The sequence below is a fragment of the Actinomyces sp. MRS3W genome (assembly GCF_032465695.1).
Lineage (GTDB): Bacteria > Actinomycetota > Actinomycetes > Actinomycetales > Actinomycetaceae > Actinomyces.
Window position 1 is genome coordinate 1 of record NZ_JAWDJJ010000209.1, and the last position, 25,421, is coordinate 25,421.

Consider the following 25,421-nt stretch of genomic DNA (forward strand, 5'->3'; position numbering starts at 1 on the left):
GTGCACGACCGGCCCGTCCCCGCCGGTGGGTGCCACCCGGGTCAGGCCGGAGGCGTGCGGGTTGGACAAGCGGGCGGTGGTGGCGCACAGGTATTCGGTGCTGCGGCTGCCGTCCGGGCGGGCGACGACGGCGGTGTAGCCGACCGAAACCCCCGCGCCGGGCCGGTGGTGGACGGAGTGGACCTCCCAGCTCATGAGCTGTTGGCCGGCCGGGGCGAGCGCGGCGGCCAGCACGGAGGCGGCGCGCGCCCCGGTGAGCAGGGCGACCTCCTCGGGCTCGTGACCGGCCATGGTGACGCTCATGAGCACAGTCTGCCTCACCCGAGTCACTGTGGGGGTCGGGTGGGGATCACGACTCTGAGAGTCGGAGCCCCATGGCGGTGCCGGTCTCGGCACGTCACTTGTGCCGGTTTCGGTGCGTCATTAGTGCCGGTTTCGGCATGTTATTAGTGCCGGTCTCGGTGGAGGGGGAGGCGCGGGTGGCACAATCCCGCCATGCGCGATCTCTCCTCCCTCCCCAAGGCGCACCTGCATCTACACTTCACCGGCTCCATGCGTCTGGAAACGCTCGTCGAGCTCGCCTCCTCGGCACGCACCCGGCTGCCCTCGTCCTTCCTGGAGGGGGACCCGCTGCACGTGCCCGCCGACCACCGCGGCTGGTTTCGCTTCCAGCGCGCCTACGACACCGCCCGCCAGCTGGTCACCACCGAAGAGATCATGCGGCGCATCGTCCTGGAGGCAGCGCTCGACGACGCCGCGGAAGGATCCCGCCGTCTGGAGATCCAGGTCGACCCGACCTCCTACGCGCCGTTCGTCGGCGGGATCACCCCGGCCCTGGAGATCATCCTCGACGCCGCCAAGCAGGCGACCATCCTGGCGGGGATTGAAGTGGCTGTCATCGTGGCCGCCTCGCGCACACGCCACCCCCTGGACGCACGTACGCTGGCGCGCCTGGCGGCCCGCTACGCCGGGGACGAGCCGGGCAGCGTCGTCGGCTTCGGCCTGTCCAATGACGAACGGGCAGGTGAGACCTCCTCCTGGGGGCCGGCCTTCGCGATCGCCCGGCGGGCCGGGCTGGCATCGCTCCCCCACGGCGGCGAGCTGCTGGGCCCGGAGCATGTGCGCGATGTCGTCTCCGCACTCGGTCCGACCCGCCTGGGGCACGGCATTCGCACCAGTGAGGATCCCGCCCTGTTAGATGCAGTCGCCGCCGCCGGGATCAGCCTGGAGGTGTGCCCGGCATCGAATGTGTGCCTGGGGGTGTACCGGGAGCCGGAGGACGTGCCGCTGCCGACCCTGCTCGAGCACGGCGCCCAGGTGGCGCTGGGGGCGGATGACCCGCTCCTGTTCCAGTCCCGGCTGGTGGACCAGTACGAGATCGCACGCGGCTTGGGCCTGGACGACGCCGCCCTGGCGGAGCTGGCGCGCGGCTCGATCCGCGCCTCGCTCGCCGCGCCCTCCTCCAAGCAGCGCTGGCTCGCCGAGGTGGACGCGTGGCTCGCCGCGGAGCCGTCGGCACCCGCCCAGTAGCCACCCGTGAGCCGTCCATAAGCCGCGGGGTGTCGACTGCCCCGTGCTGGCTCTGCTCGTGCGCACAGGCGTCGGCGCCAGGGCATGGCGTCCTCGGCCATTAGTACGGGGCAACCACGAGGCGGTGCACGAGCTCGTCATGGAGCCGCGGCGGCGCAGCGAGCACCGATCCCGGCCAGCGCAGATCGAGGGGGACCCCGTCCAGGCGGGTGACACGAATGCCGCACTCGGTGCAGATCAATGCGGCCGCGGCCACGTCCCAGGGGGACAGCCGCAGGTGGAGGAAGGCCCCGGCCTGCCCGGTGGCAACGGCGACGCACTCGAGGGCAGCGGAGCCGTAGCGGCGGTGCCCGCGGGAGTCCTCCACGCAGCGGGCCAGCCGCGGCAGCGCTTGCAGCTCCTTGACATCGGTGATGATGACGGCCTCGGCCAGCGCACGGTCGGCTGCCACGGGCAGGGGCCGGCCGTTGCACCGTGCACCGCCGCCGCGCACCGCCGTGTAGCACAGGTCGGCGACGACGTCGATAACAACCGCCAGCACCGGCGTCCCGTTCTCGCACAGCGCCAAAGACACCGCGTAGTCCCGTCGCGTCTCCACATAGTTGAGGGTGCCGTCGATGGGGTCGAGCACCCACACGCGCCCGTCCCAGGTGTCGATGGTGTGCCCCTCCTCGCCGAGCAGCGGGTAGCCGGTGGCGGCCTCCAGGCGGGCGGCGATGTGCTGCTCGACGAGCCGGTCGGCCACGGTGACCAGGTCATTGCGGTTGCTCTTCGTGCTCACGTCGAGGTCGCGCCCCGGGTCGCGGGCGATCGCCGCGCCTTCCTGGGCCACGGTGACGGCCAGGTCGAGGAGCTCGGCCAGGTCGGCGGCGGGCTCGGCGCCGCCGCTGCCGAAGTTGTCGCGGGGTTCAGAAGCCGACATGTACCGGCTCCGGAACCAGGCTGACGCCGAAGCGCTCGCGTACCCCCGCTACGACGGCGTCGCGCAGGGCGACCAGGTCGGCGGCGCGGGCCTCGCCCCGGTTGGTCAGCGCCAGCACATGCTTGGTGGACAAGCTGGCGGGCGCCGTCCCGGCACCGGCCTCTGAAAGGGCGAAGCCCTTGCCGAACCCGGCGTGGTCGATGAGCCAGGCGGCGGAGGTTTTGACGAGGCCCTCGATCACCGGCGCTTCCCGAGTCCCCGCCACCGCTCGGGTGGAGTCGGTGACCGGGAAGCGCGGGGCGTCCTCGGGCAGGGCAGCGGCCGCATCCTGCGTGAGAATCGGATTGGTGAAGAAGGAGCCGGCCGACCAGGTGTCGTGGTCGGCGTCGTCCAGCACCATGCCCTTGGAACGGCGCAGCTCCAGGACGGCCTCGCGCACGGCCCGGGCATCCACCCGGGCCCCGACCTCGACCCCCAGGGTATGGGCGAGTTGCGCGTAGGCAATGGGGGCGGACAGGGAAGCGGCACGCACCGAGAAGGTCACCGACAGCACCACCCAGCGTCCGGTCGGCCCCCACGTGCGCCCACCGCCGACGTCGGCGTCGGTCAGGGAGCGTTTGAGCGCGGAATCGCGGTAGCTCAAGTGCAGGCGGGCGAGTGGGAGCTGGACCGGCTGTCCCGTCGCCCGGTCCCAGGCGCGCACGGAAGCGAGTAGTTCACCGACCTCCGCGCCGTAGGCGCCGATGTTCTGCACCGGGGCGGCGCCCACGGTTCCGGGAATGCCGGACAGGGGGGCGAAGCCGCCCCAGTCGCTGGCGATGGCCTCGCGCACCAGGTCGTCCCAGGTGGTGCCGGCGGTGGCGGTGAACTCCACGCCTCCGCAGCGGTCGTCGGCGGACAGGGTCACCTCCTGGCGGGCGTCGCGCACGACGACGCCGTCGAATCCGGTGTCGGCGCCGACGATGTTGGATCCTCCGCCGATGACCAGCAGGGGCGTGCCCGCGGTGTCGGCCTCGCGAACGGCGTCGATGAGTTCGGCCTCGCTACGGGCCTCGATGTAGCTGCCGACCGGGCCGCCCACGCGCAGGGTCGTCAGCTCCGCCAGCGACGGCGGCCGGCCGCCGGGCTCCGCGCCGTCCCGCCCCAGCGGCCGAGCAAGCGCCGGTACGGGTGCCGGCCAGTCGGCGGGGTCGGCGTGGACGGATATGGGCATGGTGCACGCCTCGGTGCCGGCAAGCGGTTCGGGCACGTTAAGGCCGAAACGGCCGGCGTGAGGGGTTTGTGGCATGGCTGCTCCGCTCCAGTCGTGATGACATGAAGGATAGGCGACCGCCGCTCGGTTAGGCACTCGGGGCCTGCGTGGTGGACCGGAGCTCCTCGCTGCTGAGGAGGACGGGCCAGTCGTCGTCCCAGGCGATTTTCCGCAGCGCCAGGGTAGGGGCACCGCCGTTGTCTGCGTCGTAGTAGTGGTGCACCAGCCAATCTCCGGCCACGGCGCCGCCGCCCGGGCCGATCATGGAGCCCTGGCTGCCAAGCAGAACCGTCCCGCCGCCCTCGAGGAGCGGCACACCGGAGCGGTCGAGGTACGGGCCGGTGATCGTCTCGGCCCTACCGACCGCAGTTTCATACGTCGACTCCGTCCCCTGGCAGCAGGTGCCGAAGGACAGGTACAGGTAATAGTGGTCCCCGTGGCGCGTCAGGGCAGCCCCTTCGACGTCGTTGAGAGCCGTGCCGCGGTCGGCCAGGTGAATGGGCGGCGCCTCGGGATCTGCCCTGAGACCGTCCTCCCCCAGCTCGACGGCGAAGATTCCCTTCCAAAACGAGCCGAATGCCATCCAGGTCCGTCCCTCCGCATCGGTGAGGACAGAGGGGTCAATCGCGTTGTAGTTCTCGCCGTCGCCCGAGCTCATGACCATGCCGCGGTCCTCCCAGCCCACCTGCGGGGCTGCGGGGTCGAAGGAAGAATTGGCCATGAGCCCAATCGCCGAGCGTGCAGACCCGAAGGTCGACACCGCGTAATACAGGCGGATCTCATCACCCACGCGCTGCACATCGGGGGCCCAGTAATTCGTCAGTCCGGGAACGGCCTCATGCGTCCATGCCGGCTCATCGGCAAGGCTCCAGGCACCGTTCCGCCTCCCCCACGTGGTACCCCCGTCAGCACTCACACGCACCAGGATGGCGCCACCGGCGATGCTTGCATCCCCGGTGGAGAAGACCGCCAGCGGCTGTCCCTTCTCGTCCAGGAGCAGCGCCGGATCGTGGGCGAGGAGGTCGCCCGCGAGTGCGGGCACCTGGGCACTCGGTCCGTTTTCAGCGACGCGATCATCCAGCGCGGCGCAGCCACTCGTCGCAGCGAGCAGGGTCTGGGACGCCACAAGACCGCCCAGCCCTAAGAGGGAACGTCGTTTCATTGGTGGTTCCTGCCTCCGCCCTACGATCCCGGCCCGGTAGGCTCCTATGCCCCGCCGGAGTGCGATCAACGTCGAACCGTTCTGCCCGACGCCAGCACCGAACTCGGTAATACATCGTTATAGAACATGATGCGCAGAACCTGGCAGCCTGTCAACAACCGATGTTTAACCCTCAAATCAGCACATATTCGACACTTGACGTGCGCGACGTCACGTGTCATGCTTTCTAACGTTGTAAACCGAGTGGGCCAACGCAGCCCCATCCCTCCCGAATGGAGTTCTTCAAAGATGAAGCGCCAGATGCTCAGCCGTCGCTCCTTCAACTCGCTCGCCCTGGCCGCAGGCGCCCTGGCCGGAGCTTCCGCCCTGACGGGCTGCGGCTCCGGAGGTTCCTCCGACTCCGGCACTCCGGAGCTGACCTACATGTTCCGCGGCGGTACGGACGAGAAGGCCGCCTACCAGACCGCGATCGACAACTTCTCCAAGGCCAACAACTGCACCGTCAAGGTCATTACCACCGACGCCGATCAGTACTCCACCAAGCTGCAGGCCGCGATCACCGGCAACCAGGTCCCCGATGTCTTCTACCTCGAGCAGGGCTCGGTCATGTCCTTCGCCTCGAACGGCATCGTCATGGACATCACCGACATGCTCGGCGACGTCGACCTGGACAACATCTGGGCCTACGGCGTGGACTCCTACCGCTACGACGGCACCCAGGTCGGCAAGGGCCAGATCTATGGCCTGCCCAAGGACGTCGGCCCCTTCGCCTTCGGCTACAACAAGACCATGTTCGAGGCTGCCGGCCTCGACCTGCCGGACAAGGACGTGCCCTACACCTGGGATGAGTTCATCGAGGTGTGCAAGCAGCTCACCCGCGACACCGATGGCGATGGTGAACTCGACCAGTGGGGCACGGGTCTGAACGTCAACTGGTGCCTGCAGGCCTTCGTGTGGTCCAACGGCGGCGACTGGTGCAACGAGGAGCACACGACGGTCACCGTGGATACCCCCGAGTTCGCCGAAGCCTTGCAGTTCTTCGCCGACATGCAGAACGTCCACGGCATCACCCCGTCGATCGCGCAGGCGCAGACCATGGACACCTACCAGCGCTGGATGCGCGGTCAGATCGGTTTCTTCCCCGTTGGCCCATGGGACGTGTCGACCTACCAGGAACTCGACTTCGAATGGGACCTCATTCCGTTCCCTGCCGGGAAGACCGGCAAGCCGAGCACCTACATCGGCTCCCTGGGCATCGCCGTTTCTTCCGGAACCAAGTACCCCGAGCTCGCCGCCAAGCTGGTTGCCTACCTCTCCGCGGACCTTGACTGCCAGAAGCAGCTCGTTGAGGCCGGCATTCAGATCCCCAACCTCATTGACTACGCCAAGAACGAGTACGCCACCGACACCGAGACCGCCCCGGCCAACAAGGAGGAGTTCCTTCAGATCGTTGAGACCGACGGCCACGCATTGCCCGGAGCGGTGACATGGAGCCCGGAGTGGTACGACGAGTTCTTCACCAACATTCAGCCCGTGCTGGATGGGGAGAAAACCGCTGCTGAATACTGCGCCGAAGTCCAGCCGACCATGCAAGCCAAGCTGGACGCCGCCGTCGAGGCCGCCAAGCAGGCCCAGGCCGGCGCCTGACCCCGCGTCGAGGGGTGCGGCCGTGCGGCGGCACCCCTCGGCGTGGACCGGGAGTTCTCCTCATGTCCACCGCCACTTCTCTCACCTCCGCCCCAGCATCGGCGACGTCGGCACGGGCACGTGCTGGCGCACCGACCTCCCGGGCGTCCGAGCCGAACCGAGGCTCAGCTGCACCACACCGCAAGTCGACGCTGCATCGCAGCGAGCACCGCTGGGCGACCGTATTCGTGGCCGCCCCCGTCATCGGCTTCCTGCTTTTCACCCTCTTCCCCCTGGGCTACTCCATCTACGCCTCGTTCACGTCATGGAACGGGCTGTCGGCGCCGCGCTTCATCGGCCTAGACAACTTCGTCGCAATCGCCTCCGACCCCTACTTCCGCAAGACGTTGTTCAACACGTTCTTCTACATGTTGGGCATTCCGATCGGGCTGGTCCTATCCCTCCTGCTCGCCATCGCCCTGAGCCGAAAGCTACCGGGGAGGACCTTCTTCCGCACCGTCTACTACATCCCGGTCATCTCCTCGCTGGCCGCGATCGCAATTCTGTGGCAGTGGGCCTACAACGGCGACTACGGCCTGGTCAACCAGGTGCTGAGCCTATTCGGGATTCAAGGACCCAACTGGCTCCAGAACACGGCCACAGTCAAGCCGGCAATCATCATCATGTCGGTTTGGAAGGGCCTGGGCTACTCAATGCTGCTGTACCTGGCGGCGATCCAGTCTGTGCCCCGGTCGCTGTACGAAGCCGCCGAGCTTGACGGTGCCGGCTCGTGGCGCAAGTTCATCTCGATCACGCTGCCGATGGTGCGTCCCGTGACCTTCTTCCTCATCGTCACCAACATCATCAACGGTTCTCAGATGTTCACCGAAATCAACATCATGACTCCCACCGGGGGCCCCGAGTATTCCGCCGCGACCATCGTCTGGTACATCTGGCAGAAGGCCTTCAAGAACCTGCAGATGGGCTATGCGACATCGATGGCGCTCGTCCTGGGCGTCCTCATCTTCATCATCACGGCGATTCAAATGCGTATGAACGCGCGCAACGCGTTCAGCGTCGAGTGAGGCAACCATGAAGACTCCGGCGACCGCTGCTCAGAAGACTCATCACATCACCGCTTCATCGTCCCGCACCCGGCCCCAGCTGAAGGCGAAGACGCGCTACACCATCACCAACATCTGGATCACCATCCTGCTGGCCATCGGCGCGGTCATCATGATCGCCCCGCTGCTGTGGATGCTGGCCACCTCGCTCAAGGACAAGGAGGGCGTCTTCGCCCTGCCACCCGAGTGGATCCCCAACCCCGCGCATTGGGACACCTACCTGCGCATCTGGACTGAGGGGCCGCTGGCCAGCGGCATTAAGAACAGCCTCATCGTCTCTCTGTCCGTGACGATCGTCGGATCGTTCGTCTCGGCCCTGGCCGCCTTCGCCTTCGCCAAAATGCGCCTGCCGGGCAAGAATGCGCTGTTCCTCCTGCTGCTCTCCGGGATGATGATCCCCTTCCCGACACTCATGATCCCCCAATTCATGATGTTCTCGAAGGTCGGCTGGGTCGACACCCTGCTGCCACTCATCGTGCCCGGCATGTTCGGGAACATCATGATGATCTTCTTCCTACGCCAATACCTCACCTCGACGCCCGATTCACTGATCGAGGCGGCCCGTGTCGATGGCGCTTCCTTCCCGCAGATCTTCTTCCGAATGATCCTTCCGCTCATCCGCCCCGCCATCGCCGCGCAGTTCATCCTGTGGTTCATGGGGGTATGGAACGACTATCTGGCGCCGACGATCTACCTCAACAGCCCGGAGAAGCAGACCTTGCAGCTCGTCATCGCCAACTTCAACGCGAACTACGCCATCCAGTCCGACTATCCCCTCATCATGGCGGCCTCCATCGTCGCCTTGCTGCCGATCTTCGTGATCTTCCTGGTCTTCCAGCGGCAGATCATCGAGTCCGTCGCACTGACCGGAACGAAAGCCTGACACCGATGCCACATACTGAACAGCCGGTGGTCGACGACCTATCCGCCGGGCAGGACCCGGGCGTGCGGGGCGCCCACGATCCCACGGTCATCCGGTCGCGCGAGGGCCGCTTCTACATGTTCTCCACCGACACGGACGTCGCCGGCTCCCCCGGAGTCGGCGTGCAAGTCAGGTGCTCAGACGACCTTGTCAACTGGCGGTGGGTGGGGCACGCCTTCGACGGTGTCCCCGAGTCGGCTCGTCGCTGGTCCGCTGCTCAGGGGATCTGGGCCCCCGACGTCGTCGAGCGTGACGGCGAATACCGCATGTACTACTCGGCCTCTACTTTTGGCTCACGGCGCTCGTGCATCCATCTGGCGGTCGCCACCGACCTGGAAGGGCCGTGGACCGACCGCGGCCCGGTGGTGCGAACCCGCGCCGAGGATCCGGTCAACGCCATCGATGCCGCCATCGTCCGCACTCCGGAGGGCACCGATCTCATGCTCTACGGATCGTTCTTCGGCGGGCTACGGCTCATCGCCCTGGACGCGGATGGTTTAGCACTCCGCCCCGGTGACCTGGGCGTGCCGATCTGCCGCCGCACGACGGCGGAGAACGGCCCCGTCGAGGGCGCCCACATGTGGTTCGACGCCGAGACCGGGCGCTACCTCCTCCTGTGTTCCTTCGACTCGCTCTTCGACTCCTACAACATTCGTGCGGCGCGCGCGGAGCGTCCCGAGGGGCCGTTTCTTGATGCCGCCGGCCGTCCCCTGGGCTCGCAGGAAGGTGCTCAGGTGGATGGGGGCACCAAGATCCTCGGATCCCTCGTCATGCCGTCCGGACGCACGGATCTGGCCCCTGGGCACTCCAATCATCTGTTCACGACCGACGGCATGCTCCTGGTCCACCATGTGCGTGAAGGCGCCGCCCCGCAGCGTCACCGGGCACAGCTGCGGCGGATGGCGCTCACGAGCAGTGGCTGGCCGGTGGTCAGTCCGGTCGACTACGACGGTCTGCCCCTCGAGGACGTCAACGCCGCTGACCTGACGGGACCGTGGCAAATCTGGCGTCTTAGCGCCGACTCCACCGATCCGGTGCGCCCACGGGAGCAGCCAGTCGCACTGACAGAGCTGCTTCCGGTTCCCGCGGGACACCGCGAGGTCCGCGCCACCCTCGCCATTGACGGCGCTGCGATTGACGCGGTCCTGTGGCGTACCCACGCCTCGACCTCCTTCGCAGGTCTGGTTGACGGCGAGATCGTTTTGGGGGTCCGGGCCGTATGACGCGGCGTCGCCCAGAGCCGGAGGAACAGGTCGAGATCGACCTCCCAGGTTGGGGAGGGACCGTGATGGGCTGGCTACGCGTAGCCACGCAGCTGGTCGCGCTCAACCTGCTGTGGTGGCTCGGTCTGCTCCCCGGCCTGGTGCTGTTCGGAGTCTTACCCGCCAGTTGCGCCGTGCATGAGCTGGCCCGGCGCAGCCGTCGGGATCCTTCCATGCACCTGTGGCACGACTTCTGGAGCATCTATCGAACCGTCTTCCGCAACGCGGCACGCCCCGGTGCGGTGCTGACCGGCGTCATGTTCATCGGCGCGGTAGACCTGGCGATCCTGTCCCGCGCACAGGGCGCACTGATCGCGCTTATCGCCCCGGTCACCGTCATCTGCGTCATGTGCCTGGTCACGCTGTGCTACGCGGTTGTGCTGCTGGCTTCCCCAAGCAAGCAAGAGCCCAAACCGCTGTTGCGCCGGGCGGCGGGCGCCGCGGTGGCCTCGCCGCCGACAACCCTCGCCGTCGTGGTGACGGTGGCGGGGGCAGCGTGCGTGGCCTGGTGCTGGCCGCTCCTGGGGGTGCTGGTTGGTGTCAGCCTGCCACTTGCCGCCGCAACCCTGCTGACTCGTGAGCGTCTGCGTCGTATCGGGGCGCTTCCTGAGCTGGGGAACACCGCCAGCTACTGAGCTGTGCCGGCGCGAACCATCACCGGCCCGCAAGCGACCGCGGAGCGGGCGCCCGTTGCCGCGTGCCGCTCAGTGCGCCGTCGACTGTCGCTCGACGAGCCGGAAGGGAGCCACCTCATGGCGGTACGGGGCAGGCGACTGACCCGCCAGGTGCTCATCGATTCTCGCCACGAGGAGATCGACCGCACGCTGAGCGATCCATTCCAGACCGGGATCAATGGTGCTCAGCGACGGCTGCGTGTATTGGGCGTCCTCCACGTCGTCGAAACCAATCACCGCGACATCCTCGGGGACCCGGATACCGGCACCCACCAGCTCGTGCAGCACGCCGATGGCCATGGCATCGTTGAGAGCGAAGATGCCGTCAAAGGGGATGCGCTCGGCAATGAGTTTTCGGGTGGCCTCCGCACCGCCCGCGCGATGCCATAATCCGACCTCGCGCACCAGGCACTCATCAACCGTAAGGCCCGCCTGTGCGTGCGCCTGGCGGTAGCCGGCCTCGCGCAAACCCGCCGAGCCGACAACCTCACCGGCGTGAGAACCGACCAAGGCAATCCGGTTGCGCCCCAGTGCCAACAGGTGCTCCGTGGCTACCACCGCAGCCTCGGTGTTGGCCATCGTCACATGGTCCGCGGGAGCTCCGAAAACGCGCTCGCCCAGCAGCACCAAGGGGTAGTCGACGTGGAACTGGGCGATATCCTCCTGGCCGAGCTCCAGTGGGCTGAACAGCAGCCCGTCAAACAGGTGCTGCCGAGAATTATGGAGCACCCGCAGCTCACGTTCCTTGTCGGAGTTCGTCTGCTCAATGAGCACCGTCCGGTCGTACTTTTCCGCCGCCGCAATGACCGCGTCCGCAAGCTCGGCGAAGTACGCCAGTTTCAGTTCGGGAACCGCCAGGCACACGAGCCCGGTGGAGCCGCGACGGAGGTTGCGCGCCGACTGGTTGACCTTGTAGCCGAGCTTGTCTATGGCATCAAGGACCTTCGCCTTCGTGCTCTCGCGGACGTACGGATAGTCGTTGACGACGTTTGAGACAGTCTTGACCGAGACCCCTGCCAGACGGGCGACGTCGTGCATGGTCACCGCCATGTGGTGCTCCTGCCAGATCCGGTCGGATGCGTATGTGCCCGGGGAGCGGGCCCCGGGCACAGTTCACTTCACTTCTTGTTGCGCCGCTGGTGGCGCGTCTTACGCAGAAGCTTGCGGTGCTTCTTCTTGGCCATGCGCTTGCGACGCTTCTTGATAACAGATCCCATGGAGGCTCCTTATAGTTGTTTGTGCTGGCCTGCTCGTGCGGCCGGCGACGCCGGCGCGTGATTGAACGAGCGCGGTGGCCGGACTGCGGATGCCTTGGCGACCATCGGTGATGGCCGCTTGCGGGCGATTGGCTATCAACCGCCACGCTGACGGGCCGGGCCCGACCACACGGGTGACAGGTGGAGTCTAGCGGGTCTCAGGATCCGGTCGACGCCGAGTCCTCGTGGCCCCAGTCACCCAGACCCGCCGCCAGATACTGCTGGACCGCGCGCTCGGGAACGCGGAAGGAGCGACCCACCTGCATGGCGGGCAGATCCCCCGAGTGGACCATGCGATAGACGGTCATCTTCGACACACGCAGCATGGCGGCCACTTCGGCCACGGTGAGAAAGCTGGGGGCGCCCGAGGCGCTGGGTGGGTTCGAGGTGCCCGATACCATGGCTGTGGTGTCCTGTCGTCAGGTCGGAGTGAGCGCGAGGGGGTCGGGACCATATACGACAGCCTCGCGGTTGCGGAACGACTCCAATATAACCTGTGTCTCAACTGACGCACAGGTTGTTTCTTCTCTCATTTGTCGCGCGCGCCGCATCTCACACGCCAGTCACATCCCGATCGGGCGCGACGGTCCCACCTCGCCCCACCACCGCGCCTCATGGCCCACAATGGGCCCGTGTCCTCTTCGCCGAGCCCCGAATCCGGAGCGCCTCCCTCGTCGTTATCACCCGCGGGGAGGCCACAGCCCCGGGCGGGGTGGCGGGGCCGCATCCGGCGTGCGCGAGCTCGCGACACCGCAGACCCGGCCGCGAGTCATACCGCCATGATGGGCACATCCGAACCCACCGACCCCACCGAGCCGGTCGATCCCAACGATCTGGCACGGGAGCTGGCTGCCGGCGAGGAAGTCGGCGGAATACGCGGCTTGCTGACCCGCCTGGGCCTGCGCAGCTGGTTCCACCGGGTGGCGCGCTTCTCCCCCGCGCGTCTGGCGATTACCGTCTTCGCCGTCATCGTCGTCGGCATCACCGCCCTGCTCAGCCTACCGATCGCCACCGCGAGTGGGGAGCGCGCTCCGTTCGTGGACGCACTGTTCACCGCGACGTCGGCCGTGTGCGTGACCGGGCTGACCACGGTGGACACCGCCACCTACTGGTCCTTCTTCGGCCAAGTCGTCATCATCGTCGGAGCCGCGATTGGCGGCCTGGGCATTATGACGCTCGCCTCGCTGCTGTCCTTCGCCGTGTCGCGCCACCTCGGACTGACGCAACGCATGCTCGCCGCGTCGGAGAACATGTCACGCCTGGGCGATGTCATGTCGCTGCTGCGCGCCGTCGCCTACACGGCCTTCGGGGTCGAAGCCGTACTCATGGCAGTGCTCCTGCCCCGCTTCCTGACCCTGGGACTCGATTTCGGCCATGCCGCCTGGTACGCGTTCTTCATGGCACTGTCCATCTTCAACAATGCCGGTTTCGTCGTCATGCCCGAGGGCTTGGCCCCCTACGCCAGCGACTGGTGGATAGGACTGCCAATCGTGCTGGGCACATTCCTGGGCGCCATCGGCTTCCCGGTCATCCGCGACCTCGTGCGCCGCCGCCGTCGTCCCCGGCAGCTCACGCTGCACAGCAAGCTGACCCTGACCACGTACACGGCACTCAGCGTCATCTCCGCGGTGGCCATCGGCGCATTCGAGTGGACCAATCCCAACACTTACGGCACCCTGCCCACAGGCGGCAAGATCCTCACCGCCCTCATCAACAGCGTTAATGCGCGTTCCTCGGGGCTGTCGACCATCGCGCCGGAGCACATGCACGAGTCGACCTGGCTGCTGCAGGACGCGCTCATGTTCGTTGGCGGCGGCTCGGCATCAACAGCGGGCGGCATCAAGGTGACGACCTTCGCGGTGCTGGTGCTGGCGATTCTGGCAGAAGCCCGCGGGGATCAGGACATTGAGGCATTCGGGCGGCGTATCACCCTGTCAACCGTGCGACTGAGCGTGGCGGTGGCCTTCATCGGTGCCACCATCGTGGGTGTGGCCTCCCTGCTGCTGCTGCAGCTGACCGACCTGACCCTGGACCGCATCCTCTTCGAAGTCATCAGCGCCTTCGCCACGGTCGGCCTGTCGACGGGTATCACCCCGATCCTGCCGACGAGCGCCAAGTACGTCATCGTGGTACTCATGTTCATCGGCCGCGTGGGTACCATGACCGCCGCCTCGGCCCTGGCGCTGCGCGAGCGCCGTCGCGTCATCCACATGCCCGCCGAGCGGCCCCTCATCGGCTGAGGCGGTGCAGCCGGATCAGGCCAGGCTCGGACACACGCTCCCGTACGGGAGCCACCCCGCTCATCTGCACCGCGCGCGGCATCGTCACATCACATTCAGACATGCTCGCCGCGACAGCCTGGTAGGCCCACCCGCTGCAAGCGACTACCGTTGGAGGCACATCACCCGGGCAACATCCGGCGGCCCGGCAGTTTGCGCTTGCACACGTGCGGGCGTGGCCGTCCGTCGTCGCCCGGGTCCACTCACCGCCAACGAGGACTCATGCCTGACCGTTCCGCCTACAACGACTCGACCCTGGTGATCGGCCTCGGCCGTTTCGGCTCCGCTATGGCCGCGACGCTCGACCGCCTCGGCCGAGAAGTTCTCGCCGTCGAGCGCGACCCCGTCATTGTGCGCCAATGGACCGGCCGCATCCCACTGGTCGAGGCTGATGCCACGGATATGGAGGCCCTGGAGCAGCTGGGGGCCACCGAGTTCGGCACCGCCGTCGTCGGCGTGGCCACCTCCCTGGAGGCGAGCGTGCTCATCGCCGGCAACCTCGTGGACCTGGAGACCCCCCAGATCTGGGCCAAGGCGGTCTCCCGCGCCCACGGCCGCATCCTACGGCGCATCGGCGCCCACCACGTGGTCTATCCGGAGTTCGACGCCGGGCAGCGGGCCGCCCACCTCGTGTCCGGACGCATGCTGGACTACATCGAGATGGAGAAGGGCGGCTTCACCATCGTCAAGATGCGCCCGCCGGCCGAGCTGCACGGCTTCACCATCGGCGAGTCCAAGATCCGCTCCCGCTACGGGGTCACCGTCTTCGGCCTCATGAGCCCCGGGGAGCCCTTCGAGTACGCCACCCCGGCAACCCTCGTCTCCCCCGACGACGTGCTCGTGGTCGGGGGAGACGCCATGCTCCTGGAGCGCTTCGCCAACCGCAACTAGTCGGCGCAGCCCCCGCGCAGCGCCACCGCCGCCTCGGTACCGGAAGAGGCGGCGTCGAGTACCACGTCGCCGCTCAGCCCGACGGCGCTCACCCGGTAGGTGCCGCGGAATCCGGTGAGGTCGAAGCGTCCCGCGGCATCGGTGCGCACGGTGGTCGCCGACGTCCACCACTCCCCCTTGACCAGGTCGTGCAGAGCGGCGTAGCTCGGCTTGAGGGTGCCGTCGGCTCGGGCGAAGCCCACCGGCGCGCCCAGCCAGGCGCCGTCGTCGCTCATGCCCCAGTAGGTGATCGCCTCCACGGCGGGGTGGGAGACGAGGGTGGTGTAGTGGCGGCGAATCTCGTCGGCCTGGCGCTCCTCCCCCTCGGGGGTACTGGGCCAGCTGGGAACCTGGTAGTCGTTGAGGTCGACGATCTCGGGCGGCATGAGGTGGCCGGACAGCAGCGTCGACTCGGTGAAGTGGATGGGCAGCCCGAAGCGGCTGAAACGCTCGAGCACCTCCAGGGTGCGTTCCTCACCCCAGTAGCCCTGATGCATGTGTGATTGCAGCCCCAGTGCGTCGATCTTGATGCCAGCCTCCAGGCAGTCCTCGATGAGTTGCTCGTACTTCGGGCTCATATTGAAGTCGTTGAGCAGCAGGAAGACGTCCGGGTTGGCGGCCCGCGCGGTCTCGAAGGCGAGCTTGACTATCCCCACGCGCCCCAGCTTGCGCGCCAGCGGGGTGATGGCGTTGTCCTCGGCGGTGAACACCGGCATGATGACGACCTCATTGATGGCGTCCCACATGTCCACCAGGCCGCGGAAGTCCGTGACCTCCCGGGTGATGCGGTCGCGCAGCAGCCGTTCGGTCTCCTCCAGGCTGCGGCCCAGCAGCCACTTGGGCGCCACGGTGTGCCAGGCCAGGGGGTGCCCTTTGACGACGGCGCCGTGCTCACGCACCCAGCGGGCGGTGTTGGCCAGGCGCCGGGTCTGCGGGTGGCCCTCCTCGGGCTCGAAGCTGCCCCAGTAGAAGGGCAGCGTGGCGAAGTTGAACAGGTCGAAGAAGGGTTCCACAAGCTGCGCGGCCGCCTGGGGGCGGGCCCCGCCGAACAGCGAGCCAGCATTGCTTGTCTCGCCGTTGGCGAGTGGCACGAAGTCGAAGGCAATGTTGCCGAAGGCGAATTCATGCCGGGTCTGCTCGACGACGACGTCGGTATCGGCCAGCGGCGCGCCGTCGGGACCGGTCACGGTGAGCGTGCGTTCGGCCAGACGGTGGCGCAGGTGGGTGGGGAGGCTGAGGCTGACTGTGTTCATGGTGTTTCCTACTGACGGTGGTGGTCGGATCGAGGGGGGTGATAGTGCGGCGGGCTCAGACCTGACTCATGCCGCCGTCGACGACGAGTTCGGCTCCGGCCACATAGCTGGACTCCTCACAGGCGAGGAAGGTGATAGCTGCGGCGGTCTCATCCACGGAGCCGATGTGTCCGACGGGGATCATGGACTCGATGCGTGCAACGGCCTCGGGACCGCCGACAAAGTCGGAAAAGCCCTCCGACATGGTGGGTCCGGGGCTGACGGCATTGACCCGGATGCGGCGCTGCCTCAGATCGGAGGTAAAGGTGCGCGCCAGCGAGCGGACAGCCGCCTTGGACGCGTTGTACACGGAGTGTCCGGGGTCTCCGTTGGACCCGGAGATCGAGGAGACCAGGACGATGCGGCCGCCGTCGCGCATGAGCGGCAGGGCCTTGCGGACCGTGAAGTATGCGCTTTTGACATTGAGGTCCATCACCCGGTCGTAGGTGGCCTCGTCCATGTCCTGCACCGGCCGGTCCCCTCCGCCGCCGGCATTGGCCACGACGACGTCGAGGGGACGCCCCAGCTCGCTCACGCGCCGCATGAGCGCGTCGATGTCATCGAGGTTGGCGGCGTCGCTTCGCACGGGGATACAGCTCTCCCCGAGCTCATGGGCCGCGGCGTCCAGCCTGTCCCGCCTGCGGCCCGTGATGACGACCGTGGCACCTTCCTCCACGAAGCGCCGGGCCACACCCAGGCCGATACCCGCGCTGGCACCGGTGATAAGCGCAAGCTGGCCCGCCAACAAGCCGCGCGGTACGGGTTCGGCCGCCTGGGTCAACCTCATCATGCCCAGGCCTCCGGCGGTGCGACGACGTCCCTGCCGGTGCGGATGGAGTCCTCAATTGTCAGGGCCAGGTAGTGGTCCTGGCAGGCCTCGGCCAGCGGATAGGGCTCGGGGGCGGCGTCTCGCGCCCACAGGCCGACCCGCTCGAGCAGCGTGGCTACGGCGATATCGTCCTCCGAGAAACGGGAACCGGGCCACGGGTTGCGGTAGACCACGTCGCCGTCGAAGGAGATGGTGGCGAGCTCATTGCCCTCAAGGTTCATGTCCACTCCCAGACGCCGGTAGCTGAGCGGAGAGATGACCACCCCGCCCTCGGTCAGCCGCGTCACCGTATCGTCGACGATCTCCCCTCGCTCGCCGCGCACCAGCAGACGCCGAGCCAGCAGGGGGTTCCACCACTGGTTGTCGGTGAACAGGTACAGTCCGGAGCGCCCCTGGCCGAAGTCGAGGGTCGCGATGGTCGTGGCGAGTTCGTGCGCCGTCGGCGCCTCCTCCCAGCCGTTGAAGGTGAGCGGGTCGACCAGGGGGGCGTTGAAACGGCGCCCGTTGACCACCGCCCGCGCCATCCCGGCGCCGAGGAAACTGCGCATCATGGATACCGCGTGGTACATGTGCGTGGAGGCAACCTCCACGAAGGTCGGCGCGCCGATGGCGCCGCTGGCCACGATCGTCCTGCGGGCGGCGTGCCCGGGCATCAGCATGTACTGCTCGGCGACCTGGACCAGCCGGGAGGAGCCGACATCGGCCCACAAGGCGCGCAGTCCTTCCAGATCCGGCGCGGGCGGGGTCTCAGCGAGCACCTTGACGCCCCGAGAGACGAGTTCGCGGATGACTGCGGGCATGGAGGGCCACGAGACGCAGGCGATGACGTACTCGGGCTCGGTGGCGAGCAGATCCTCCAGCGTGGATACCACCGGCACCTCCCAGCGCGAGGAGATGCGCTCCGCCGCGGTCGCTGAGCGGGCCAGCACACCAGTGCACAACAGGCGGTCGGGGGCTCCCTGAGCCATGCGGATGTGGAACTCGCTGCGCCAGCCGGCGCCGATGATGGCGAAGCGAACGGGTTGGCCCGTAGGAGCCGATGTGGTCATCATCTTCCTTTTGGTTCAAGCCTGGTTGGAACTGACCGCTACAAGCAGTCTCAGTCGGTCACCGTCACGGGCGTGGTCAGTACGCGCCCCTCGCCCACAACGCGGCGTTCCCCGGTGATCTGAACACTCAGCGGTTCCAGGCGAGCTTCACTGGAGCGGCCCGCGGCTAGCCGAATCTCGCCCGGCTCGACCACCCGCTCATAGCCAACGCCGGTGAAGGAGGTGCGGTCGGCGTCAACGGTGAAGGTCACCCGCTTGGACTGCCCCGGCTCCAGGTCAACCTTGGCGAAGCCAATGAGCTGCTTCATTGGGCGCACCACCTCGGCAACCGGGTCGGTCAGGTACAGCTGAACTACTTCCGCTCCGGCAGGACCGGAGGTGTTGGTGACGGTCACCGAGTAGTCGACCTGGCCGTCGACGGGCATGGTCGGGGCTGAAACCTCCGCCTGGCTGAGAGTGAAGGTGGAGTAGGACTCGCCCGCCCCGAAGGGGTACAACGGCGTGGGGTCCAGGTTGGACACCCCCTCGGTGCGCCAGGCGAGCGGCGCGGCCAGATAGGTTCCGGGCTGGCCGCCGGGGCCGTTGGGGATGGCGACGGGCAGCCGCCCAGAGGGGTTGATCGCTCCGGTGAGCACGCCGGTGATGGCGTCGGCGCCCTCCACGCCGGGCATGAACGCCTGCACAATGGCGGCGCAGCGTTCGGCGTAACGCCCCAGCGCGTAGGGGCGGCCGGTCACGAGCACCAGAACCGTCGGGGTGCCGGTGGCCAGGATGGCGTCCAGCAGCTCCCCCTGTTGTCCGGGCAGGGTCAGGTCGACGACGTCGCAGCCCTCCCCGGAGGTGCCGCCGCCGAACAGCCCGGCAATGTCGCCGAGGGTCACCACCGCCACGTCGGCGGCGCGGGCTGCGGCCACGGCGGCGTCGAAGTCCTCACAGCGCCCGTCGATGAAGCCCACGCCCTGATGGAAGGTCGGGGCCTTCTCGAAGGCGACGCGCAGAGCATCGGGCAGGGTGCGAATCTCCAGCCCGGTATGGCGCCCGCCGTCGCGGCTGAGCACGTGGTTGGGGAAGGAGTAGCAGCCGAGGAAGGAGCGCTCGTCCTCCCAGACGGGGCCGGCCACTGCTACGCGGGTGGAGGGGGCCAGGGGCAGCACGCCGTCGTTCTTGAGCAGCACCACCGATTCCTCCGCCAGGCGTCGGGCCACCGCCCGGTTGGCCGCGGAGTCCAGATTGCGGGCGGGGTCGGCGCTGGGGTCCCAGTCGGGGTCGAGCAGGCCGAGGCGCACCTTCTGGGTGAGCACGCGGCGCACCGCGGTGTCGAGTTCCGCCTCGGTGAGCAGACCGGAGTCGATCGCCTGGGACAGCCCGGCGTAGCAGGTGGTCTCGGGCAGTTCGACGTCGAGGCCGGCGCGCACGGCCAGTGCGGCCGCGTGCGCGTAGTCCTCGGCCACGTGGTGCATCGCCTCCAGGAAGCGCACCGACCAGTAGTCGGAGACGACCGTGCCGGTGAATCCCCACCGCTCGCGCAGTACTTCGGTGAGCAGGTGGCGCGATGCCGCTGCGGGTTCGCCGTCGATGTCGGAGTAGGAGTTCATGACCGAGGCCGCCCCGCCCTCGCGCACCGCCATCTCGAAGGGCGGCAGCATGATGTCCTCGAGTTCGCGGGTGCCCATTTCCACCGGGGCGTGGTTGCGGCCGGCCTTAGAGGCCGGGTAGGCGGCGAAGTGCTTGAGTGTGGCGAGGATGCCTTGTTCCTGGAGCCCTTGCACATAGGCGGTTCCCAGCGTTCCGACCAGGTAGGGGTCCTCGCCGCAGGTCTCCTCCACCCGGCCCCAGCGGTAGTCACGCACCACGTCGAGCAGTGGGGCTAATCCCTGGTGGATGCCGACGGCGCGCAGGTCGGCGCCGATGCGGCCGGCCATGTCCTTGATCAGCTCCGGCCGCCAGGTGGCGCCCCAGGCGATGGCGGCGGGGTAGACGGTGGCGCCGAGCGCGGTGAATCCGGTCAGGCACTCCTCATGCGCCAGGGCGGGAATGCCGAAGGCGTTGTGGGAGACGACGTCGCGCTCAAGTCGCACGAGCTTGGCCACGCCGTCGGGGACGCTGACCGGATCGGTGCCGAAGACACGGGTCAGCTGCCCCAGGCCCCCATCGATGCTCTCTTCCCAGCTCAGCCGCCCCACGGCGAAGGCATCGGCCATGGGGGCGACCTGATGTCCCTCGGGGCCCCCGGCGCCGGCTGGGGAGCCGTCCTCCCCGGCGGCTGCGGGTTCGGGCGCCGGAACGTCCTCGTCCTCGTCGCGTTCCCAGAAGGAGGCGAGCTGGTGGATCTTCTCCTTGCGGCTCATCGCGCCGATGAGCGCCTCGACGCGCTCGGGAACGCTCAGTGCGGTGTCGTTCCAGGGGTTCATGAGGGCTCCATGGTCGTTGTTTCGGATGGTTGAGGTCAGGCAGCCCTGGCCCACAGGGCCGGTCCCGAAGCGGACAGGACACGCGGGCTGCGTGGTCGTATGTGGAACGGATGCGCTTGGGGCGGTGGGCGGGGCGGCCAACGTATCGCGCTGACCGGCCCCGCCCCGACGTCTACCCCTTGACGGCGCCGGTGAGGCCGCCGACGATGCGGCGCTCGAAGAGGCTGAAGACCACGAGGGCCGGAATCATGGACAGGGAGGTGAAGGCCAAGACCTGGGCCGTGTTGACCGAGTGCTCGGAGGCGAAGGCCTGCACCCCCAGCGGCAGCGTGTACTTCGAGTGGTCGGTCAGGATGAACAGCGGGAGCATGTAGGAGTTCCAGCTGCCGACGAAGGTAAGAATGCCGGTGGTGACCACGCCGGGAGCCGACAAGGGCACGACCACGCGCCAGAAGAACCCCATGCGCCCGCAGCCATCCAGGGAGGCTGCCTCCTCGAGTTCCTTGGGGATGGCCCGGAGGAACGGCACCAGAATGATGACCGTCTGCGGCAGGGCGAAGGCAATACCGGGGATGATGATGCCGGCCAGGGAGTTCATCATGCCGAGGTTCTTGATGAGGATGTACAGCGGTGTGATGGCGACCGTCATGGGGAACATGAGCCCGGCCGCAAAGAGCATGTACAACGCGTTGCCGCCCTTGAAGGGGTAGCGGGCGATGACGAAGCTGACCATGAGGCCGAGCGTCACCGTGCCGAGGGTGCCGCAGGTGGCGGCGATCGTGGAGTTGCCGACCTGCTGCCAGAATCCGGAGCTGGCCAGCACGACCCGATAGTTCTCGACCACCCAGGGGTCGGGCAGGCCCGCCGGATCGGCGGTGATCTGCGAGTTGTTCCGGAATCCTCCGAGGATGACGTAGAACACGGGAGCGAGCAGCGCCAGGATGACGAGCGCGGCCACCAGGTAGATGATCGGGCTCGCCCACGGCGGCTTCTGCTTGGTGGAGCGGCCGCGGCGAGGGCGCGCGGGAGTGGCGGCGGGCAGAGGGGTGATGGATGGTGCTGCGGAGGTCATCGGTTGTTCCCGGTCAGTGCGCCTTCGGTGTCGCGGCGCAGGACGAATCGTTGATAGGTCAGGGCGATCACGAGCGAGATGAGGAAGAGCACGACGGCGACGGCGTTACCGTAGCCGTAGTTGCCGCTCATACGTCCGTTCACCACCATGTAGGTCGCCATGGTCGAGGTGCCGGCAGTGGAGGAGATGTACTGGCCCCAGATGATGTAGACCAGGTCGAACAGCTGCAAAGAGCCGATGATCGAGAGGAATCCCCACATGCGCATGGTCGGTCCGAGCAGCGGAATGGTGATCTTGCGCTGGATCTGCCAGTAGGAGGCGCCGTCGACCTTGGCGGCCTCGGTCAGCTCTTCGGGAATGCCCTGCATACCGGCTAGGAAGATAATGACCGCGAAGCCGGCGTACTTCCACGTGAGGATGAACAGCAGGATCGTCAGCGCGGTTTTGGGATTGGAGATCCAGTCCGTCGCCAGGGCGCCGAGCCCGAGCTTGCGCAGCAACGCGTTCATCGCGCCGTCGGTCTGGAGGATGAGGCCCCAGGCCGTACCGGCGATGACCTCAGAGATGACGTACGGGATGAAGATGAGGACGCGAATGACCGACTGACCGCGCATCTTCTTGTTCAGCAGCAGCGCCAGACCGAGGGCGAAGGGCCCCTGGAGGGCCAGTGAGCCGACGACGACGATCGCGTTGTGCCGCAGGACGTTGTGGAACTCGGGATCGGTGAGGATCGTCTTGTAGTTGTCGAAGCCCACGAAGTTGGTGGGGATGCCGAAGCCCTTCCATTTGAAGAAGCCGTAGTAGGCGGCCATGATCACGGGGAAGATGACGAAGGTCAGGAACAGGATGACGGCGGGGGTCGATAGCGCGGTGATCTCCACGCGGTCCCGCCAGGACAGGGAGCTGGGGCTCCGCCTCCGTCTGGCGCGTTTCTCGGTTCGTCCGGCGACGGGCGCACCGGCTGGCTGCGCGGTTACAGCTGTCATATGTGGGTCTCGTTTCGTACGCGGTCACGGCGCCCGCAGGGTGCCCGGAAGTCCGAAACTCCCGCGGGCGCCGTGATCTGGCGGACTGGTTACTGGCTTATCGAGGTGATTCGCCGGGTCATTCCTTGGCGGCGGCCGCGGTCATCGCGTCGACGATGCCCTGGGCGTCACCCTTGCCGGCCAGCATGTCGACAACCGCGACATTGAGTGCGTTGCCGATGTTCTGTCCCAGGCTGGTGTCCAGCCACACCTGGGAGTAGGCGGCGTCATTGTTGGCTTCCACCTGGGGGATCAGCGCCTCCTGCGTCACGACGTCCTGCGCCTTCTCATTGACGGGAATCGTCTCGAAGGCATCGGCGTAAGCCTCCTGGTTCTCCTCACTCATGAAGAAGTTGAGGAACTCGGCGCACAGCTCCGCCGGGGCGGTGGAGGAGCAGGCGTAGCCGTCGACGCCGCCCATGATGGCCGTCGGATCACCCTCACCGCCGTCGACCGCGGGGAAGGGGAACCAGCGCAGGTCCGGCAGCGGCTCCTCATCGGGGGTCAGCGAGGCGATGACCCCAACGTTCCAGGTGCCCATGAGCTCCATGGCGGCCTGGTGGTTGGCCACCATGCCGGCCGAAGAGCCTGCACCCTGCTGCGCGGAGGTAGTCAGGAAACCGCTGTTGAAGGGCTCGGTGCTGGCGAAGTCCGCGAGGTCCTCCCCGGCGTCCACCCAGCACTGATCGGAGAAGTCCAGCTCCGCCAAGGAGTTCTCCAGCACGTCCTGGCTGCACTCGCGCAACGCGAAGAAGTAGTACCAGTGGGCGGCCGGCCAGGCGTCCTTGGCGCCCAGGGCGATCGCCGACGTGCCGGAGTCCTTGAGCTTAGCGACGGCGTCGGACAGCTCGTCCATCGTCGTCGGCGTCTCGGTAATGCCGGCGGCGTCGAACAGATCCTGGGAGTAGTAGATGCCGCCGGGCTGCAGTGAGGTCGGCATCGCGTAGATGCCGTCGTCCACCGTGTAAGCGGAGAACGCACCCTCGGGCACGTCTGCCGCAACCGAATCATCGATCATGTCCGAAATGTCCAGGACGAGACCGGCCTCCACCATGTCGCGCAGCTTGCCACCGCCGCGCGCAAGGAAGACATCCGGGCCCTCCCCTGCATTCTGAGACGTCTGCAGCTTGCCATCCAGGTCCTCATTCTGGATGGCCTGAACTTCAACGGTGACACCCTCATGGCTGGCCTCGAAGTCCGAAGCGATGGTCTCCCAGTACTCCGAGCCGGGGCCGGTCGTGGCGTTGTGCCACAACGTGAGCGTGTTGTCACCCTCGCCGCCACCGCTAGTACCGCCGCCACAGCCGGCCAGCACCAGCGACGCAGCCAGCATGCTAGCTGCCGCCCCGAGGAGGCGACGCGCACCGAGCTTCATCATTGAAACCTCCAGTAGTGGGCCCGTCCGGCCAGGCTGACCGAAATGTTTCGCGAACCCATCTCGTTGATTTAGTATAGCCGCACACACAATCCTGTCAAGTCAGTGAAGGCGCACCTTGCAGCACGGGCGCAGACACACCATCGGCCACCGCACAGCGCCTCTCGCCACCCCCAACGCTGCCACCCCATAACTCACCGGCGCCAACACTCCAACGAACCCGCTCAGGCAGTAGCGTGACTCCACGTGGCGACGCCGACCACACCACGGGAACCACAGCAGTACCCACCACCGACAGGCAGGGCGAGGACGAGCGAAAGATTTAGCGAACTTGTGCCCATATTTTAGTATGGCGGTGCACGTAACCCTGCCAACCGCAGGTACCGGCCCTCACGTAGGAGACACAGAAGTCATCATGTCCCACTTCGACCTTCCATTGGAGGAGCTCGAGCACTACTCGCCCGAGCTCCCCGAGCCCGAGGATCTCGACGCCTTCTGGGAGCGCACGCTCACCGAGAACCCCTTCGATCCCGACAGTGTGACTGCGGTGGCGGTGGATACGCCACTGGTCACGCACCGGGTAGACGACGTCACCTTCGGTGGATACGCGGGCGATCCGATTCGCGCCTGGCTGCGCATCCCCGCGGACGCAACCGGCCCCCTGCCCACCATCGTCGAGTTCCTCGGCATGGGCGGGGGCCGCGGTATGCCGCAAGACAACCTGATGTGGTCGGCAGCGGGCTACGCACATCTCGTCATGGATACCCGCGGTCAGGGATCGCACTGGGGCTCAGGCGGTCACACGCCCGACCCCCACGGCACCGGGCCGGCCGCAGCCGGTTTCGCCACCCACGGGCTTGAGCACCCCGACGAGTATCTCTACCGGCGCCTATTCGTGGATGCGCATCACGCCGTCGAGGCGGTATCCATCCTGCCCGAGGTTGATCCCACCCGTATTACCGTCACCGGCGTGTCTCAAGGGGGCGGGCTGGCTATCGCAGCGGCCGCGCTCAATCACCGGGTCATCGCCGCCATGCCGGATGTTCCCTTCATGTGTGCCTTCCCCCGCGCGCTGGGACTGACGGACGACGCACCCTATGCCGATGTTGCCCAGTATCTCGCGGTGCACCGGGACGATGAGGAGGCGGTGCACCACACACTCGCCTACTTCGACTGCGCGCTGCTGGGCCGGCGTGCCACCTGCCCGGCGCTGTTCTCCACCGGGCTTATGGACATGACCTGCCCGCCCTCCACCGTCTTCGCCGCGCGCAACCGGTGGGGGCAGGCGTCCCCACAGCCCCCGGCACAGCCGGACATCCGCGTGTACCCGTTCAACGGGCACGAAGGCGGGGAGTCATATCAGTGGCGTGAGCAGGTTGCCTGGCTGGCCGCATTGCGGCGAGACCTGGACGTGGCCTGCTAGCCTCCG

The 25,421-nt window shown here is 67.3% G+C and carries 22 protein-coding genes and 1 pseudogene; 9 read left to right on the forward strand and 14 right to left on the reverse strand.

What is annotated here, in order from left to right; genetic code table 11:
- Positions 1–303 (reverse strand): annotated as a pseudogene (locus RWX45_RS07775) (aminoglycoside phosphotransferase family protein); the annotation flags it as partial.
- A 192-nt stretch (positions 304–495) separates the two neighbouring features.
- Here RWX45_RS07775 and RWX45_RS07780 point away from each other — a divergent pair.
- Positions 496–1,530, forward strand: coding sequence for an adenosine deaminase (locus RWX45_RS07780; RefSeq protein WP_316023161.1), 1,035 nt, complete (start codon positions 496–498; stop codon positions 1,528–1,530).
- 100 nt (positions 1,531–1,630) lie between these two features.
- On the opposite strand, the gene RWX45_RS07785 is transcribed toward RWX45_RS07780, so the two are convergent.
- The 3 genes from RWX45_RS07785 to RWX45_RS07795 form a co-directional block, all read right to left on the reverse strand.
- Complete coding sequence (locus tag RWX45_RS07785; RefSeq protein WP_316023162.1) at positions 1,631–2,452, reverse strand: inositol monophosphatase; 822 nt, start codon at positions 2,450–2,452, stop codon at positions 1,631–1,633.
- Entirely contained in the window at positions 2,439–3,665 is a 1,227-nt protein-coding gene (locus tag RWX45_RS07790) for a UDP-N-acetylmuramate dehydrogenase (protein ID WP_316023163.1), read from the reverse strand. Before RWX45_RS07790 ends, RWX45_RS07785 begins: the two co-directional genes overlap by 14 nt.
- 127 nt (positions 3,666–3,792) lie before the next feature.
- Positions 3,793–4,866: an arabinan endo-1,5-alpha-L-arabinosidase gene (locus tag RWX45_RS07795; RefSeq protein ID WP_316023164.1), complete on the reverse strand. Its 1,074-nt coding sequence runs from the start codon at positions 4,864–4,866 to the stop codon at positions 3,793–3,795.
- Between the two features lie 288 nt (positions 4,867–5,154).
- Here RWX45_RS07795 and RWX45_RS07800 point away from each other — a divergent pair, with 288 nt between their 5' ends.
- The 5 genes from RWX45_RS07800 (at position 5,155) to RWX45_RS07820 (ending at position 10,435) form a co-directional block, all read left to right on the forward strand.
- The gene (locus tag RWX45_RS07800) at positions 5,155–6,513 is read left to right on the forward strand and encodes a sugar ABC transporter substrate-binding protein (protein ID WP_316023165.1); all 1,359 of its coding nucleotides are present in this window, start codon (positions 5,155–5,157) and stop codon (positions 6,511–6,513) included.
- A 62-nt stretch (positions 6,514–6,575) separates the two neighbouring features.
- Entirely contained in the window at positions 6,576–7,577 is a 1,002-nt protein-coding gene (locus RWX45_RS07805; protein ID WP_316023166.1) for a sugar ABC transporter permease, read from the forward strand.
- Positions 7,578–7,584: 7 nt separating this feature from the next.
- Complete coding sequence (locus RWX45_RS07810; protein ID WP_316023167.1) at positions 7,585–8,499, forward strand: carbohydrate ABC transporter permease; 915 nt, start codon at positions 7,585–7,587, stop codon at positions 8,497–8,499.
- A gap of 5 nt (positions 8,500–8,504) precedes the next feature.
- Complete coding sequence (locus tag RWX45_RS07815; RefSeq protein ID WP_316023168.1) at positions 8,505–9,761, forward strand: arabinan endo-1,5-alpha-L-arabinosidase; 1,257 nt, start codon at positions 8,505–8,507, stop codon at positions 9,759–9,761.
- A 65-nt stretch (positions 9,762–9,826) separates the two neighbouring features.
- Positions 9,827–10,435, forward strand: coding sequence for a DUF624 domain-containing protein (locus RWX45_RS07820; protein WP_316023204.1), 609 nt, complete (start codon positions 9,827–9,829; stop codon positions 10,433–10,435).
- Positions 10,436–10,504: 69 nt separating this feature from the next.
- Here RWX45_RS07820 and RWX45_RS07825 read toward each other — a convergent pair whose 3' ends face one another.
- From RWX45_RS07825 to RWX45_RS07835, 3 genes are all read right to left on the reverse strand, one after another.
- On the reverse strand, positions 10,505–11,524 hold the full coding sequence (locus tag RWX45_RS07825; RefSeq protein ID WP_316023169.1) for a LacI family DNA-binding transcriptional regulator: 1,020 nt from the start codon (positions 11,522–11,524) through the stop codon (positions 10,505–10,507).
- A 68-nt stretch (positions 11,525–11,592) separates the two neighbouring features.
- The gene (locus RWX45_RS07830; RefSeq protein WP_003792170.1) at positions 11,593–11,691 is read right to left on the reverse strand and encodes a 30S ribosomal protein bS22; all 99 of its coding nucleotides are present in this window, start codon (positions 11,689–11,691) and stop codon (positions 11,593–11,595) included.
- A gap of 197 nt (positions 11,692–11,888) precedes the next feature.
- Positions 11,889–12,131 carry a helix-turn-helix domain-containing protein gene (locus RWX45_RS07835; RefSeq protein ID WP_316023170.1) on the reverse strand — a complete coding sequence of 81 codons (243 nt, stop codon included), beginning with the start codon at positions 12,129–12,131 and terminating at the stop codon, positions 11,889–11,891.
- Positions 12,132–12,509: 378 nt separating this feature from the next.
- Here RWX45_RS07835 and RWX45_RS07840 point away from each other — a divergent pair, with 378 nt between their 5' ends.
- Together RWX45_RS07840 and RWX45_RS07845 are read left to right on the forward strand one after the other, a co-directional pair.
- Positions 12,510–13,970, forward strand: a complete 1,461-nt coding sequence (locus RWX45_RS07840) for a TrkH family potassium uptake protein (RefSeq protein ID WP_316023171.1) — start codon at positions 12,510–12,512, stop codon at positions 13,968–13,970.
- Positions 13,971–14,231: 261 nt separating this feature from the next.
- Positions 14,232–14,900: a TrkA family potassium uptake protein gene (locus tag RWX45_RS07845; protein ID WP_316023172.1), complete on the forward strand. Its 669-nt coding sequence runs from the start codon at positions 14,232–14,234 to the stop codon at positions 14,898–14,900.
- Here RWX45_RS07845 and RWX45_RS07850 read toward each other — a convergent pair.
- The 7 genes from RWX45_RS07850 to RWX45_RS07880 form a co-directional block, all read right to left on the reverse strand.
- Entirely contained in the window at positions 14,897–16,192 is a 1,296-nt protein-coding gene (locus RWX45_RS07850) for an endo-1,4-beta-xylanase (RefSeq protein ID WP_316023173.1), read from the reverse strand. The two genes, RWX45_RS07845 and RWX45_RS07850, sit on opposite strands and share 4 nt — an antisense overlap.
- A 55-nt stretch (positions 16,193–16,247) precedes the next feature.
- Complete coding sequence (locus tag RWX45_RS07855; RefSeq protein ID WP_316023174.1) at positions 16,248–17,021, reverse strand: SDR family NAD(P)-dependent oxidoreductase; 774 nt, start codon at positions 17,019–17,021, stop codon at positions 16,248–16,250.
- A complete protein-coding gene (locus RWX45_RS07860) occupies positions 17,018–18,112 on the reverse strand; it encodes a Gfo/Idh/MocA family protein (protein WP_316023175.1) in 1,095 nt (364 codons plus the stop codon). The genes RWX45_RS07855 and RWX45_RS07860 overlap by 4 nt, the downstream gene beginning before the upstream one ends.
- Before the next feature lie 47 nt (positions 18,113–18,159).
- A complete protein-coding gene (locus RWX45_RS07865; RefSeq protein ID WP_316023176.1) occupies positions 18,160–20,520 on the reverse strand; it encodes a glycoside hydrolase family 3 N-terminal domain-containing protein in 2,361 nt (786 codons plus the stop codon).
- 172 nt (positions 20,521–20,692) lie between these two features.
- Complete coding sequence (locus tag RWX45_RS07870; protein ID WP_316023177.1) at positions 20,693–21,592, reverse strand: carbohydrate ABC transporter permease; 900 nt, start codon at positions 21,590–21,592, stop codon at positions 20,693–20,695.
- Positions 21,589–22,578, reverse strand: coding sequence for a sugar ABC transporter permease (locus tag RWX45_RS07875; RefSeq protein WP_316023178.1), 990 nt, complete (start codon positions 22,576–22,578; stop codon positions 21,589–21,591). The genes RWX45_RS07870 and RWX45_RS07875 overlap by 4 nt, the downstream gene beginning before the upstream one ends.
- Positions 22,579–22,696: 118 nt before the next feature.
- Complete coding sequence (locus tag RWX45_RS07880; RefSeq protein WP_316023179.1) at positions 22,697–23,995, reverse strand: extracellular solute-binding protein; 1,299 nt, start codon at positions 23,993–23,995, stop codon at positions 22,697–22,699.
- A 412-nt stretch (positions 23,996–24,407) separates the two neighbouring features.
- Here RWX45_RS07880 and RWX45_RS07885 point away from each other — a divergent pair, with 412 nt between their 5' ends.
- Entirely contained in the window at positions 24,408–25,415 is a 1,008-nt protein-coding gene (locus tag RWX45_RS07885; RefSeq protein WP_316023180.1) for an acetylxylan esterase, read from the forward strand.
- Positions 25,416–25,421 lie beyond the last annotated feature (6 nt).

What these genes read in the sequence shown, in the direction of transcription:
- RWX45_RS07780 (WP_316023161.1), top strand. Translation starts at nt 496, where the DNA reads ATGCGCGATCTCTCCTCCCTCCCCAAGGCGCACCTGCATCTACACTTC.
- RWX45_RS07785 (WP_316023162.1), bottom strand. Translation starts at nt 2,452, where the DNA reads ATGTCGGCTTCTGAACCCCGCGACAACTTCGGCAGCGGCGGCGCCGAG.
- RWX45_RS07790 (WP_316023163.1), bottom strand. Translation starts at nt 3,665, where the DNA reads ATGCCCATATCCGTCCACGCCGACCCCGCCGACTGGCCGGCACCCGTA.
- RWX45_RS07795 (WP_316023164.1), bottom strand. Translation starts at nt 4,866, where the DNA reads ATGAAACGACGTTCCCTCTTAGGGCTGGGCGGTCTTGTGGCGTCCCAG.
- RWX45_RS07800 (WP_316023165.1), top strand. Translation starts at nt 5,155, where the DNA reads ATGAAGCGCCAGATGCTCAGCCGTCGCTCCTTCAACTCGCTCGCCCTG.
- RWX45_RS07805 (WP_316023166.1), top strand. Translation starts at nt 6,576, where the DNA reads ATGTCCACCGCCACTTCTCTCACCTCCGCCCCAGCATCGGCGACGTCG.
- RWX45_RS07810 (WP_316023167.1), top strand. Translation starts at nt 7,585, where the DNA reads ATGAAGACTCCGGCGACCGCTGCTCAGAAGACTCATCACATCACCGCT.
- RWX45_RS07815 (WP_316023168.1), top strand. Translation starts at nt 8,505, where the DNA reads ATGCCACATACTGAACAGCCGGTGGTCGACGACCTATCCGCCGGGCAG.
- RWX45_RS07820 (WP_316023204.1), top strand. Translation starts at nt 9,827, where the DNA reads ATGGGCTGGCTACGCGTAGCCACGCAGCTGGTCGCGCTCAACCTGCTG.
- RWX45_RS07825 (WP_316023169.1), bottom strand. Translation starts at nt 11,524, where the DNA reads ATGGCGGTGACCATGCACGACGTCGCCCGTCTGGCAGGGGTCTCGGTC.
- RWX45_RS07830 (WP_003792170.1), bottom strand. Translation starts at nt 11,691, where the DNA reads ATGGGATCTGTTATCAAGAAGCGTCGCAAGCGCATGGCCAAGAAGAAG.
- RWX45_RS07835 (WP_316023170.1), bottom strand. Translation starts at nt 12,131, where the DNA reads ATGGTATCGGGCACCTCGAACCCACCCAGCGCCTCGGGCGCCCCCAGC.
- RWX45_RS07840 (WP_316023171.1), top strand. Translation starts at nt 12,510, where the DNA reads ATGATGGGCACATCCGAACCCACCGACCCCACCGAGCCGGTCGATCCC.
- RWX45_RS07845 (WP_316023172.1), top strand. Translation starts at nt 14,232, where the DNA reads ATGCCTGACCGTTCCGCCTACAACGACTCGACCCTGGTGATCGGCCTC.
- RWX45_RS07850 (WP_316023173.1), bottom strand. Translation starts at nt 16,192, where the DNA reads ATGAACACAGTCAGCCTCAGCCTCCCCACCCACCTGCGCCACCGTCTG.
- RWX45_RS07855 (WP_316023174.1), bottom strand. Translation starts at nt 17,021, where the DNA reads ATGATGAGGTTGACCCAGGCGGCCGAACCCGTACCGCGCGGCTTGTTG.
- RWX45_RS07860 (WP_316023175.1), bottom strand. Translation starts at nt 18,112, where the DNA reads ATGATGACCACATCGGCTCCTACGGGCCAACCCGTTCGCTTCGCCATC.
- RWX45_RS07865 (WP_316023176.1), bottom strand. Translation starts at nt 20,520, where the DNA reads ATGAACCCCTGGAACGACACCGCACTGAGCGTTCCCGAGCGCGTCGAG.
- RWX45_RS07870 (WP_316023177.1), bottom strand. Translation starts at nt 21,592, where the DNA reads ATGACCTCCGCAGCACCATCCATCACCCCTCTGCCCGCCGCCACTCCC.
- RWX45_RS07875 (WP_316023178.1), bottom strand. Translation starts at nt 22,578, where the DNA reads ATGACAGCTGTAACCGCGCAGCCAGCCGGTGCGCCCGTCGCCGGACGA.
- RWX45_RS07880 (WP_316023179.1), bottom strand. Translation starts at nt 23,995, where the DNA reads ATGATGAAGCTCGGTGCGCGTCGCCTCCTCGGGGCGGCAGCTAGCATG.
- RWX45_RS07885 (WP_316023180.1), top strand. Translation starts at nt 24,408, where the DNA reads ATGTCCCACTTCGACCTTCCATTGGAGGAGCTCGAGCACTACTCGCCC.